Below are 11771 nucleotides of genomic sequence, written 5' to 3'. Positions count from 1 at the left end.
AGACAAAGAATGGAGAATAAGATTCCCCTTCTTTGTCTCTAATGAAATTCAACTAATCTACTGGTATAACTAACAATAAATCAATTGCTGACCTTGAATGAAAATAATCCATAAATGACATCATAAAGAAGTGGTATAACTCTAATTTTCCAGAGGAGGGGATCTTTTATGGCTCGCCAGAAGAAAAGGCAGGAAGCTGCTTGGAAGTCACGAAAGCAAGAACAGCATCCTCATGGTAAAATCAAATCGCTTAAACAATTATCAAGCGAATATGATGAGAAGCATACTACGATTTAAATTAATGACTGCCTGTGATATTTGCGGGCAGTCGTCACCACAATTGCCGCACATATTACCATATAAAGTCGCTACTTTAGCGGCTATTTTTGTTTTAATTTATCCGAATTCCATTAAATTTAAAAGTTCATCGGTGTTATCAATCCAACTTGTTCCCTACATAATGAAAAGAATGAATATGCGTTTTTGACAGTTCGATCACATTCTTGATAAACACCTCGCGTGATTCGCGAAAACCGCTTAATATCCAATTGTTCAAAATTCCAAAAAAGCCGTAAGCTGTATAGTACTTAAAATACTCCATGTTAACAGGGAAATCGTTGATCGTCTCGAAGATAAACTGCTCCTCATAGATTTTCAGGATTGTCTGAGGAAAACCTGTATGCAGACCAGGTAACGTGTCATCATATCGAATCAGTTCGAAGAAGTCTCGGTTTTCATAGATATAATCGATGATTTGAAAGGATTCAAAATTAAGCTTGTTGGTGTAGACCTTTTGGCCATGCGAATATGGCTTGCCTACGGCGAGTCTTAGACCTTCGAGCTTCGTATTCAACAATTCTTCGGCGAGCACGAATTTATCTTGGTAGTGTAAGTAAAAAGTACTGCGATTATAACCTGCCTGATCAACGATGTCTTTGACAGAGATGGCATGATAGCCTTTTTTCTTAATGAGTTGGATCAGAGCGCTTTTAAGATGCTCTTCTGTTCGATTGCGCTGTTGAGATTTCAAAATTTGTTCATCATTCATACATAAAAACTCCTATAAAAATAGACATTGTTTCACCAAGTGTCTATGTAGTAGACATATCATCGTATCTTAATGATTGGATTGTTACAATTTTAAGCATACAATTATGTTTGTAAACGTCATATAGCACATATGCAAATAGGTGCTATTCAAAATAGTATACTGGAGGATTTAATCATGGGCAAACTTCAAGACAAAGTGGCAATTATTACGGGGGGGGCATCCGGAATCGGCGCAGCGACAGCACGCTTATTCGTTTCAGAAGGAGCCAAAGTGGTCTTGGTGGACCTGAATGAAGAAAAAGGTAAGGCGTTTGAGCAAGAACTGAAAGCGCTTAAAGCTGACGCTCTTTTTATTAAAGCGAACATCACGAGTGAACAAGAGGTTGCTGAGATTTTCAAAAAAACCGTAGAGGTTTTCGGTAAAGTGGATATCGTATTTAACAATGCAGGAATCGGGCGTGTTCATCCTTCGCATGAGCTTGAATATGCTGAATGGCGCAATACGGTGAATGTAGATCTGGACGGCGTATTCTTGGTCGCGCGTGAAGCGATCCGAGAAATGCTCAAAATTGGCGGTGGGACTATCGTCAACACGGCTTCCATGTACGGATGGGTTGGTTCACCTGGTTCTGCAGCCTACAATGCAGCAAAAGGTGGCGTTGTGAATCTGACTCGTTCACTCGCGCTGGAGTATGCTGAGAAAAATATTCGGGTGAACGCACTTTGCCCAGGCTTCATCGATACACCGATTATTCCAGAAGAGAGCAAGCAGGCTCTTTCTTCGGCAACACCAATGAAGCGGCTCGGTCAAGCAGATGAAATGGCCAAAGCCGTACTGTTCCTAGCTAGCGACGATTCATCCTATATGACAGGAAATAGTCTAATCGTGGATGGTGGATACACCGCCCAATAAGAGGATTAAATTTTCCGAAAATGAATGGATGAACATATTGAAAGCCGCAAATTGCGGCTTTTTTTGTCCATATATTTGCAAAAATTGATACATATGCTATGTTTACAATGAAAGCGCCATCATGAGTGAACAGAGGGATTATTCTTTATCATATTTTAAAATGGGAAGGAAGATGATGATGAAGATTTTGCTCAAAAAGACAGGCGTATTAATGCTGGCATTGACTCTGCTTCTTGGATTGATGACAGTACCCGTTCATGCAGATTCACCACTTTTCACGATCGAAAGCGAAAACGCTTTACTTTCCTCCGATCTTCAAGTGACGACAGAAATTTACGGACAACCCAAGCCTGGATTTTCTGGAAGTGGATTTGTCTGGATGCAGAATTCTGGCACGATAACCTTCACTGTGACTGTCCCGGAAACGGGCATGTATGCAATCTCCACCCGATACATGCAGGAGCTAAGTGCTGATGGCAGACTTCAATATCTATCCGTTAATGGTGTTACCAAGGGCTCGTATATGCTGCCATACACAACAACATGGTCTGATTTCAATTTTGGTTTTCAGAAGCTGAATCAGGGAAGTAACACGATTCAATTGAAGGCTGGTTGGGGATTCGCTTATTTCGACACCTTCACTGTGGACTATGCCAATCTTGATCCCCTGGATGTTCAGCCTGTCCTTACTGATTCCCAAGCCACACCGGAAAGTCAACTTCTGATGAATTATTTAACGGAGGTTTATGGCAATCATATTATCTCTGGCCAACAAGAGATTTACGGTGGTGGAAACGATGGCAATACGGAGCTGGAATTTGATTGGATTCATAATTTAACCGGGAAGTATCCAGCTATCCGCGGATTTGATTTTATGAACTATAATCCGCTCTACGGATGGGAAGACGGTACAACCGATCGAATGATCGATTGGGTGAATAACCGGGATGGAATTGCGACAGCTTCCTGGCATATCAATGTGCCCCGAAATTTCACAACCTACCAGCTTGGGGATCATGTGGATTGGAAAGAGGCTACTTATAAACCAACAGAAACTAATTTTAATACAGCCAACGCCGTAATTCCTGGTACGAAAGAATATCAATACGTAATGAGTACGATTGATGATCTGGCGGAACAACTGTTGATTCTTCAAGATAACAATGTGCCCGTTCTTTTCCGTCCTTATCATGAGGCGGAGGGCAACGGTGGGTTGAATGGGGAAGGCGCCTGGTTCTGGTGGGCTTCTGCAGGTGCGGATGTGTACAAACAACTGTGGGATATGCTCTACACTGAACTTACAGAGACATACGGTTTGCACAACTTGATTTGGACTTACAACAGCTACGTATATAACACTTCTCCTGCATGGTACCCTGGCGACGATCAGGTAGATATTGTCGGTTATGATAAATACAATACGATCTACAACCGCAATGACGGTTTGTCCGGCGTACCGAATGAGGATGCCATTACCTCGATCTTCTATCAACTGGTTGATTTAACGGACGGCAAGAAAATGGTGGCCATGACAGAGAACGACACCGTTCCAAGTGTACAGAATCTGACAGAGGAAAAATCGGGATGGCTCTACTTCTGCCCGTGGTATGGAGAGCATCTCATGAGTTCAGCCTTTAATTATCCGGCAACTCTGAAAACGCTTTATCAAAGTGATTATGTCATTACGCTGGATGAACTGCCTAATTTGAAGGCTAACAATCCAACACCAAACGCGTCCCTCACACCTACAACCGTTGAATTTGACAAACACACGCCCAATCCAAGCGACAAAGCCATAACCGTGAATTTTAACAGTAATACGTTAACCGCTCTCCGGGTAGGTACCACTCTATTGACAGCAAATCAGGATTATACGTTAAGCGGAAGTACGTTGCTGCTGAAAAAAGAATTCCTGACATCGCTGCCGGTTGGCGAACATTCCATCGTTTTTGATTTTAATCAAGGGCAAGATCCTGTATTAAAAGTTAAAATTGTTGATTCAACGCCAAGCACAAGCGCTGTAATTTCGCCCGTGAATGCAGCATTTGATAAAGCAGCGAATCTGGCGCAGGATGTTTCCTTGTCCCTTACCTTAAACGGAAAACAGCTTACAAGCATAACGAATGGAAATTATACACTTGTATCGGGCCAGGATTATACGGCATCAAGCACTGCAATCGTTCTGCGCAAATCCTACCTTTCAACGCTACCGCTAAGTCAGAATACGATAACCTTTCATTTTAACGGAGGGAATAACGCGGTTCTTACAGTAAACGTAGTGGACAGCAGTGTTTCTGTACCCTCTGGGGATTTGACGATCCAAGCCTTTAACGGCAATACAAGTGCGTCCACCAACGGAATCTCACCTAAATTCAAAGTGGTCAATACCGGTAATTCGGCGATTCAGTTGAGTGATGTAAAACTCCGTTATTACTATACGATTGACGGGGAGGAAGCGCAGAGTTTCTGGTCTGACTGGGCCAGTATCGGGAGTGCAAATGTAACCAGCAAATTCGTTAAATTGGCAACGCCAGTTGCCGGAGCGGATTATTATTTGGAAGTTGGTTTTACGAGTTCTGCCGGAACGCTTAATGCCGGACAAAGCGCAGAAATTCAAGCACGTTTCTCCAAAAATAACTGGTCCAATTACAACCAGGCTAACGATTACTCGTTTAAGGCATCGAGTACCCAGTTCGCAAACCATGAACAGGTTACTGGGTATATCAACGGACAACTGGTGTGGGGGATTGAGCCGTAAGCAGGCAAGAATAATAAAGGTTGGAGCGGGAGTATCCTCTGCTCCAGCCTCTTTATTTTGGGGATGTTGGAAAGCCGCGAGAAAAGAATATAAGGAGGAGTATACAAAAGGAACATGTTATGATGGGGAGGATGCTAATTTTTCAGAAGGAGATCAAAATCAATGGTTGTAAAAAAATGGTTAGGTGCTTTACTTTTTATTCTGGCGACCCTCCTGTTTACAGGCTGCTCACTCGAAACGGTTTCATTAAATGGTTCATCTCAAGAGAGTGCAGCTCTCACGCAATTTGATGAAGTGGCCAAGTATATTTCGGAGCATAATGAACTTCCGGAAAATTATATAACCAAGAAAGAGGCTAGAGAATTAGGATGGGAGCCTAGCAAAGGTAATTTGGAAAAAGTGGCACCAGGCAAAAGCATTGGCGGTGACGTATTTCAAAATCGAGAAGGGCTATTGCCCAAGAAAAAAGGAAGAACTTGGTACGAAGTAGACATTAACTATTCGGGAGGAACGCGGGGGAGTGATCGGATTTTATACTCCAATGATGGATTAATCTATAAAACAACCGATCATTACCGTACGTTTGAGCAAATCGAATAAGGAAAGGGTGATCATATGAAGACAGTTGTCATCAATGGAAAGGACATTCATGGAAAAGAAGAATTACATGACGTCCTTCAGACCAGTCTTGAACTAGGTCAAACTTATGGTCGAAATTTGGATGCATTATGGGATTGCTTAACTGGATTGATCGCCATGCCACTTACCATTCAGTGGACTGATTTTGATGCAACCAGGATGTCCCTTGGAGAGTACGCAGATCATTTGTTGGATCTGATGCATGAAGCTGAAAAAGAGTTGGAAGGATTTACATTTGAATCAAGAAATTGAACCAATTTTTCAATTGCATCATGGTCCGTAAAACAACAAAGACGTGATTGAATTTGAAAATCCATATTTTTAAAACCATTTAACTTTTAAGAGTTAAATGGTTTTTTTTATTTGTTTAAAAAATGCTTTTACAGAAGGACTTGCAAAAGAACGAACCTAATATAGGTCACTTTCAGCATTATTCTGAAGCAATTGGTAAATAATATAATTTAAAACAAAGGGAGAATAACTGGCATGCATCGTAAGCAAAATTTAAAGATGAAAAAGGTGGATTTATCACATTTAGAACAATATAGTCAACTGTTACGCTATGTATTTCAGGTCACTCATAATGATCTTCACAAACATGGTTGGAAAGAAAGCGAAATTCTCCATGAAAAGTCACCTGTCTTACAACAAGCAGATGTACTTGGATGGTTCGATGGAGAAAAACTGATTTCTCAGGTATCGATATATCCATTTGAGGTTCGGATATTTAACCAAACATACGCTATGGGTGGCGTCACTGGTGTGGGTACTTTCCCTGAATATTCCGGTCAAGGCTTAATGAATAAACTGCTGTTGCAAGCTCTCACCAATATGCGTGAAAAGAAACAATCCATTTCGTACTTGTATCCTTACTCCATACCGTATTATCGCCGTAAAGGGTGGGAGATCATTTCTGATAAAATCGTGTTTGAGGTTCAAGACTTCCAATTACCCAAAAACAAACCCGTTCCTGGTGATGTGGCACGTGTAGAACCCGAAAGCGAAGATGTGAAGGTGGCTTATGAACGCTTTTCAATGCAAACCCATGGAGCCATGCTGCGGAAAGAACTTGCGTGGAGTGAGTACTGGCGGTGGGATTCAGATGATTTAACTGCAGCTGTCTATTATGGTGAAGACGGACAACCGGATGGCTACATTTTATATTGGATTGAAGAAGAAGTGTTTCACGTCAAAGATATGATCTTCATTCACGAGGAGGCACGAAGTGGACTGTGGAATTTCATTAGTGCGCATTTTTCAATGATATCCAAAGTGGTAGGCAATATTCATACCGATGAACAGCTTGCCTTTTTGCTGGAAGATGCTGATATTAAGGAAACCATTTCGCCTTACTTTATGGCACGGATCGTGGACATTGAGCAATTCATCTCAAAATATCCGTTCAAACCCGCAGCGATGGATAGAGAGTGGACCTTTACTTTGCAAGACCCGTTGCTGTCATGGAATCAAGGCACATTTACTCTACAAATTGAACCGAATGGAAGCGGAAGAGTGACTCGTAGTCAAAGTCGACGTAGTGAAGATAGCATAAGTATCCAAACCATGACGACGATGTTGTTAGGCTATAAGCGTCCTGAGTATTTGCATAAGATTGGCCGTATTAAATGTGATCCAGAAACGCTTGATTTGTTAGAAGATGCTATTGAGCAGCAGGCGCCTTACTTTTCGGATTACTTTTAATAATCAAAGTAGTGATCAGCATTCCCTGATGAATAGTGAAATTGCAATATCTAGTTCTCCATCTGGAGATCTGTGCTTAAAGTTAAAACAACCAGTATTGATGAATCAATACTGGTTGTTTTTTTATTTCCAATCTATGATGTCTCAATTTATCAGACTGGATGTATTCATAAATCGTAGCAAGATATGCGCATGTTTAAGAAGGTACGACCATCTCTGCGAGTGTATCCGACAACCTTTGTTTTGCTTTTTCCGATGCGGCAGTCAGCGGCAGACGCAGTTTTGCAGTGGCGATCAGCTGTTGCTGAGCAAGCCACCATTTGATCGAGGCTGGAGCAGGTTCTGCAAACACGTCACTAATCAGCGGCTGCAGTTGCTTAAAGCTGTCTCTTGACGCATTCACGTCACCAGATGTAAAGCGTTGATACACGTCCACATACCGTTGGGTATGAATATTGGCAGAGGCCACCATCCCGCCTGCGGCACCTTGACACAGCATCGCATGGAAATACGCATCCTCGCCGCAAAGTACAGGCTTTGTCTCATATTGGGTTAGAGCCAGCAGCAGATCCAAACCGCCAGTGCTGTCCTTCAGGCCAATAACCCCATCCAGATCCATGACTTTTCTCATCGTATCCAAGGTCATGCGACTACCGGTTCGAGCCGGAATCTCATAGACTAGAATCGGCAATCCTGTCCTGGACGCGTTGGAGAAATGCTCTAGAATTCCTTCTTGCGTCGGTCTATTGTAATAAGGAGTGACCACCAGGGCAGCATCTGCTCCTAATTCAGCGGCCATTTCAGTCCGATGAACCGTCGAATAGGTATCATTTGTTCCTGTTCCCACGACGAGGGGGATGGTTTTGTTCAGACTTATCAAAATTTCTTTCGTTACTTCCACCATCTGCTTTACTTCATCCCAGGAGACAGTCGGAGATTCTCCTGTCGTACCGTTTACGACCAATCCCTGAATGTCATGTTTGGCAAGATGGGTAACATATTTGCGATACGATTCAATGTCGAGCTTGTTGTCATCCGAAAAAGGGGCAATTACCGGTATATAAATTCCTTGAACATGTTGTTCATTCATCATAATCAACTACCTCTTCCCGTTATATTGAAACTAATGTAACATAGGAACCAGCATCACAGTTACCTATAACAAATGATAGTTGTCATCAATATTTTCGATGAGGTGAGCAAGTTGGATTTAATCTATCTTCAGACGTTCAGGGAAGTTGCAATTCGTGAGAGCTTCACCAGAGCTGCAGAGGTGCTGGGTTATGCACAATCCAGTGTTACTACGCAAATTCAGAAGCTGGAAAAAGCATATCAAGTCAAACTGTTTGAACGCTACAGCAATAACAAGATTCGTCTGACTTCTGCCGGGGAGGAGCTGTTCAAGCTTGCTGGACAGATGTTGGAATTGTTTGAGCAGTCCAAGGAAAAAATGGCGAAGCAGGGCGGTGGCTCCTTAACGATCGGTACGATGGATTCTATCGCTTCTTACTTTTTACCTCCATATATGCAAGCCACCCGTAAGGAATACCCGGATCTGAACATACGACTGCATACGAACCGTGAGGGGTTAATTTTGCATCAGGTCAGGGAAGGTGAAGCCGATATCGGACTTATTCTCGCAGATGATTCGAGCGATCCGGCTTTGCAGTGGATTACCATTCGCCAAGAACCGCTTTTGCTGATCGTCCATCCGCAGCATCCGCTGATCGCTAAAACGCAGATTGAATTGAATGATCTAAAGGATATGGAATGGATTATGCCTGAGGATACCTGCAATTACAGGCAGCTGCTTGAAAGAGTGCTTCGCGCAAATTCAATCCCTTATCGGATCGGTCTGGAACTTGGCAATCCGGAAGCGATCAAAAGAAGTATTAAGTCAGGGGAGGGTATTTCGATTCTGCCGCAAATGGCTGTAATGGAAGAAATCGAGCGGGGGGAGCTGAAAGCCTTACCCCTTGAACATGCAGAGCTTCAACTCGAGATTCAGCTCGTTCTTCATCCGAAGAAGTGGGTATCCAACGCACTGCACGATTTTATGGAAAGCTTGAAAAAGTAAAGAAATGAAGGTTGTTTAGCCGTTGATTTAAACTTTCTTTTAAATTCTGATTATTCATACTGGAGCTAATTTAATATGGTGAAAAGCCGCGTATAGCGGCTTTTTTGTTTTAATGGGACAAGCTCATTTAATCGAAATAGTCCGCGTTAGTAGTCCACCGACTTGTGTGGCGACTTGTTCAGTAGTGCCATTTAATTGATCCAATACAAATGACTCCATAATCCCTAATACGGCCATGCCTAAAAATTTCAGAAGGATTTCGTCATCATTTTCAGAATCACTCTTATCGATTTTATAACTTAGTTGATTCATCATAAAATCCAGCAGTCGTTCCCTGAAGGATACGGTACTTCTACTTGTAAATAAGGCCGAGAAAAACACTTTATGTTTCTCAAAATATTGGAACCAAATTACGGTTCCTTCCACAAAGCCTTTTTCCTTTTTTTGCTCACAAATTTCTTCTAATTCTTCTAACTGCTCATTAACAATTTCATCCAGCAGGTCATATTTATCTACATAGTGCAAATAAAATGTCTTTCTGCTTATATCAGCTTTTTCTGTAATTTATTTAACCGAGATTTCATCAAATCCAACTTCAACCAGCATGGTTAAAAAAGCTGTTGAGAAATTGGGTGCTTTCTACAACGCTACGCTTTAAAAATCATACATCTATAATGTTGCAGTTATCTCATTAGCCAACTACAGGATAAATATGTTAATATAAGAGCCCCTAAAATCAGCGAGCCACATCAAACGGGCTTGCTGATTTATATTAGAACGCAAATAAAGGAGGCGCCACATGAGTTCAATTCTAAACGTTATAGAAAAGCTGAAGTTGAATGTCTTGAATATTGAAAATGTTCCGGAATCATTTAGTTCTGATGTATATAAACTTACTCTTGTTAGTGGAGAAGACGTATATGTAAAGATTCCATTTAACAAGGATAAGCTGTTTCGCGAATTTCAGATGCTTGAAATATTGAAGGACGTCATACCTGTTCCTAAGGTATTGGACATTTGGTATGGGGATGATAGTAATACTGGAGCATTGCTTCTCTCCGCAATTCAAGGGGTGCCTTGTACAGAAAATATGGATGAAAAGCTATCTTTTCAAATGGGTGTGTATCATGCGATGCTCCATGAGGTAAAAACTCCAGGATACGGTTACCATTCAACCGATGGGTTTAATATTCTTGACCAGAATAATTGGAGACTACATATCAAAAACAATTTTGAAAAGTGGAAAGAGCCCTGCAAAGAGCTCCTCGAACCAGCATTGTATGAACGATGTATTCTTCATTTTGATGGTGTGTTCTCTGCTTTACCTGATCCTGACGGACCCTGTTTTGTACATATGGATTTTCGACCTGGCAATATATTGGTGAATGGTAACAAGGTTACTGGCATTATTGATTTTGAGAGTGCCCGGGGTGGCTCCTCTGAAATAGACTTTACTAAAATCAATAGATATATTTGGGAAGTGAACCCGAGAACGAAGTCCCCGTACTTCGAAGGTTATCAAACCATTCGGACCATGTTAAATCTCGAAATCGTATTGCCGTTTTATAATTTCTATGATGCTTTCAGTGCCGTTGTTTGGTGTAAAAACAGAGGAGTTGAAAGAAATCAATCTTTCCTTCAGGAAAGTATAGAAGTTTTGAAGAAATCAGTCAGTTACTGATTACTAATGGATTTTTCCAAACAGAATGAATCCATTCGGAAATGTCATTGATCACGTTCTTATCTACATGTTGTGCAACTTTGTACTCTTTTTTCATTTTTAATATCTCTCCATAAACAGCTGGCATAAATAAATGATTTAAGTTGGGATAAAGTTTAAACGTTACATTTGGCTTTTCACCCAATAAGTCTTTGTAAACCTTAAAATCTTTGTCTACGGATACATGGAAATCTTGATCTCCTTGCAAAATGAGTACGGGTTTATCTAATACGTTAAGGTAACTAATGGATGGATGTTCTCCCATCTCTTTGAAGTAGAAGGCTCTAGAATATTTACCCAAAATCACAGTTGATTTTGCTTCTGCATCACTTAACTTATAAATTTTATCAAATTTGGATGATAATGCTGCTATTTGTTTCTTCGCAATCATTTTCAAAAACATATTTAATGAGTCTAAAACATCGTTGTTTTGATCCATCAAAATCTCTTCTAACTTCCGTGGGGACCCACCCATAATAATGATACCAGCAAAATGCCCACCTTCTGCATCAATACGTGGAGCTAACATCCCTCCTAAACTATGACCTATAATAAATATTTGGTTTGTATCAATACGTGGGTCTTTGCGTAATAAATCTGCTGCGAGGATAGCATCTTCAATCGTTTCTTCTTTAACGGATAAGCCGGTATCGTTTTTCATTTCTTTTCCATAGACGAGTGTTCTTTTGTCATATCGCAGCACGGCAATTCCTTTGTCGGACAACTCTTCTGCAAGGTCTTTAAAAGGGAAGTTATTTCCCACCTTTTCATCCATATCCGCAGGGCCAGAGCCATGTACTAGTACTACTGCCGGAACTTTTGATGAGCAATCCTCCGGCAGTGACAAAATTCCATTAAGAGGATATTTCGTTCCTTTGCCAATGATTAGTTTTTCGTTCATTCCCATAACCTC

Annotated in this window: 12 protein-coding genes; 8 read left to right on the top strand and 4 right to left on the bottom strand. The window is 41.2% G+C overall.

Features of this window, described 5'->3' with window-relative positions:
* The first annotated feature begins 168 nt into the window (after positions 1-168).
* On the top strand, positions 169-297 hold the full coding sequence (locus ACDJ58_RS16710; protein ID WP_240343196.1) for a DUF6254 family protein: 129 nt from the start codon (positions 169-171) through the stop codon (positions 295-297).
* A gap of 139 nt (positions 298-436) precedes the next feature.
* Here the strand turns inward: ACDJ58_RS16710 and ACDJ58_RS16705 are convergent, their stop codons facing one another.
* A complete protein-coding gene (locus ACDJ58_RS16705; RefSeq protein ID WP_413372005.1) occupies positions 437-1048 on the bottom strand; it encodes a TetR/AcrR family transcriptional regulator in 612 nt (203 codons plus the stop codon).
* Between the two features lie 177 nt (positions 1049-1225).
* Between ACDJ58_RS16705 and ACDJ58_RS16700 the strand changes: the two genes are divergently transcribed.
* From ACDJ58_RS16700 to eis, 5 genes are all read left to right on the top strand, one after another.
* The gene (locus ACDJ58_RS16700; protein ID WP_063562730.1) at positions 1226-1963 is read left to right on the top strand and encodes an SDR family NAD(P)-dependent oxidoreductase; all 738 of its coding nucleotides are present in this window, start codon (positions 1226-1228) and stop codon (positions 1961-1963) included.
* A 178-nt stretch (positions 1964-2141) separates the two neighbouring features.
* Positions 2142-4721: a glycosyl hydrolase gene (locus tag ACDJ58_RS16695; protein ID WP_413379703.1), complete on the top strand. Its 2580-nt coding sequence runs from the start codon at positions 2142-2144 to the stop codon at positions 4719-4721.
* A 162-nt stretch (positions 4722-4883) separates the two neighbouring features.
* On the top strand, positions 4884-5321 hold the full coding sequence (locus ACDJ58_RS16690; protein ID WP_413372003.1) for a ribonuclease: 438 nt from the start codon (positions 4884-4886) through the stop codon (positions 5319-5321).
* A 15-nt stretch (positions 5322-5336) separates the two neighbouring features.
* A complete protein-coding gene (locus ACDJ58_RS16685) occupies positions 5337-5612 on the top strand; it encodes a barstar family protein (RefSeq protein WP_413372002.1) in 276 nt (91 codons plus the stop codon).
* A 234-nt stretch (positions 5613-5846) separates the two neighbouring features.
* A complete protein-coding gene (eis, locus tag ACDJ58_RS16680; RefSeq protein WP_413372001.1) occupies positions 5847-7061 on the top strand; it encodes an enhanced intracellular survival protein Eis in 1215 nt (404 codons plus the stop codon).
* A 196-nt stretch (positions 7062-7257) separates the two neighbouring features.
* On the opposite strand, the gene dapA is transcribed toward eis, so the two are convergent.
* Positions 7258-8154 (bottom strand): 4-hydroxy-tetrahydrodipicolinate synthase, encoded by an 897-nt coding sequence (dapA, locus tag ACDJ58_RS16675; protein ID WP_413372000.1) that lies wholly within the window; start codon positions 8152-8154, stop codon positions 7258-7260.
* Between the two features lie 111 nt (positions 8155-8265).
* Here dapA and ACDJ58_RS16670 point away from each other — a divergent pair, with 111 nt between their 5' ends.
* Positions 8266-9138, top strand: a complete 873-nt coding sequence (locus tag ACDJ58_RS16670) for a LysR family transcriptional regulator (RefSeq protein ID WP_063562717.1) — start codon at positions 8266-8268, stop codon at positions 9136-9138.
* 123 nt (positions 9139-9261) lie between these two features.
* Here the strand turns inward: ACDJ58_RS16670 and ACDJ58_RS16665 are convergent, their stop codons facing one another.
* A complete protein-coding gene (locus ACDJ58_RS16665; protein WP_413371998.1) occupies positions 9262-9663 on the bottom strand; it encodes a TetR-like C-terminal domain-containing protein in 402 nt (133 codons plus the stop codon).
* 274 nt (positions 9664-9937) lie between these two features.
* Between ACDJ58_RS16665 and ACDJ58_RS16660 the strand changes: the two genes are divergently transcribed.
* Positions 9938-10819 carry a phosphotransferase family protein gene (locus ACDJ58_RS16660; protein ID WP_413371997.1) on the top strand — a complete coding sequence of 294 codons (882 nt, stop codon included), beginning with the start codon at positions 9938-9940 and terminating at the stop codon, positions 10817-10819.
* On the opposite strand, the gene ACDJ58_RS16655 is transcribed toward ACDJ58_RS16660, so the two are convergent.
* Positions 10809-11759, bottom strand: a complete 951-nt coding sequence (locus tag ACDJ58_RS16655; RefSeq protein ID WP_413371995.1) for an alpha/beta hydrolase family protein — start codon at positions 11757-11759, stop codon at positions 10809-10811. The two genes, ACDJ58_RS16660 and ACDJ58_RS16655, sit on opposite strands and share 11 nt — an antisense overlap.
* Between the last annotated feature and the right edge of the window lie 12 nt (positions 11760-11771).

It is taken from the genome of Paenibacillus taichungensis (assembly GCF_047302525.1).
GTDB classification, from domain to species: Bacteria; Bacillota; Bacilli; order Paenibacillales; family Paenibacillaceae; genus Paenibacillus; species Paenibacillus taichungensis_B.
The sequence above is the reverse complement of the archived record's forward strand: the minus strand, read 5'-3'. Positions and strand labels throughout refer to the sequence as shown.

Bases quoted from the DNA above. Each gene is read 5' to 3' on its own strand.
- ACDJ58_RS16700 (WP_063562730.1), top strand. From the start codon at position 1,226: ATGGGCAAACTTCAAGACAAAGTGGCAATTATTACGGGGGGGGCATCC.
- ACDJ58_RS16705 (WP_413372005.1), bottom strand. From the start codon at position 1,048: ATGAATGATGAACAAATTTTGAAATCTCAACAGCGCAATCGAACAGAA.
- dapA (WP_413372000.1), bottom strand. From the start codon at position 8,154: ATGATGAATGAACAACATGTTCAAGGAATTTATATACCGGTAATTGCC.
- ACDJ58_RS16655 (WP_413371995.1), bottom strand. From the start codon at position 11,759: ATGAACGAAAAACTAATCATTGGCAAAGGAACGAAATATCCTCTTAAT.
- ACDJ58_RS16710 (WP_240343196.1), top strand. From the start codon at position 169: ATGGCTCGCCAGAAGAAAAGGCAGGAAGCTGCTTGGAAGTCACGAAAG.
- ACDJ58_RS16690 (WP_413372003.1), top strand. From the start codon at position 4,884: ATGGTTGTAAAAAAATGGTTAGGTGCTTTACTTTTTATTCTGGCGACC.
- ACDJ58_RS16685 (WP_413372002.1), top strand. From the start codon at position 5,337: ATGAAGACAGTTGTCATCAATGGAAAGGACATTCATGGAAAAGAAGAA.
- ACDJ58_RS16695 (WP_413379703.1), top strand. From the start codon at position 2,142: ATGAAGATTTTGCTCAAAAAGACAGGCGTATTAATGCTGGCATTGACT.
- ACDJ58_RS16660 (WP_413371997.1), top strand. From the start codon at position 9,938: ATGAGTTCAATTCTAAACGTTATAGAAAAGCTGAAGTTGAATGTCTTG.
- eis (WP_413372001.1), top strand. From the start codon at position 5,847: ATGCATCGTAAGCAAAATTTAAAGATGAAAAAGGTGGATTTATCACAT.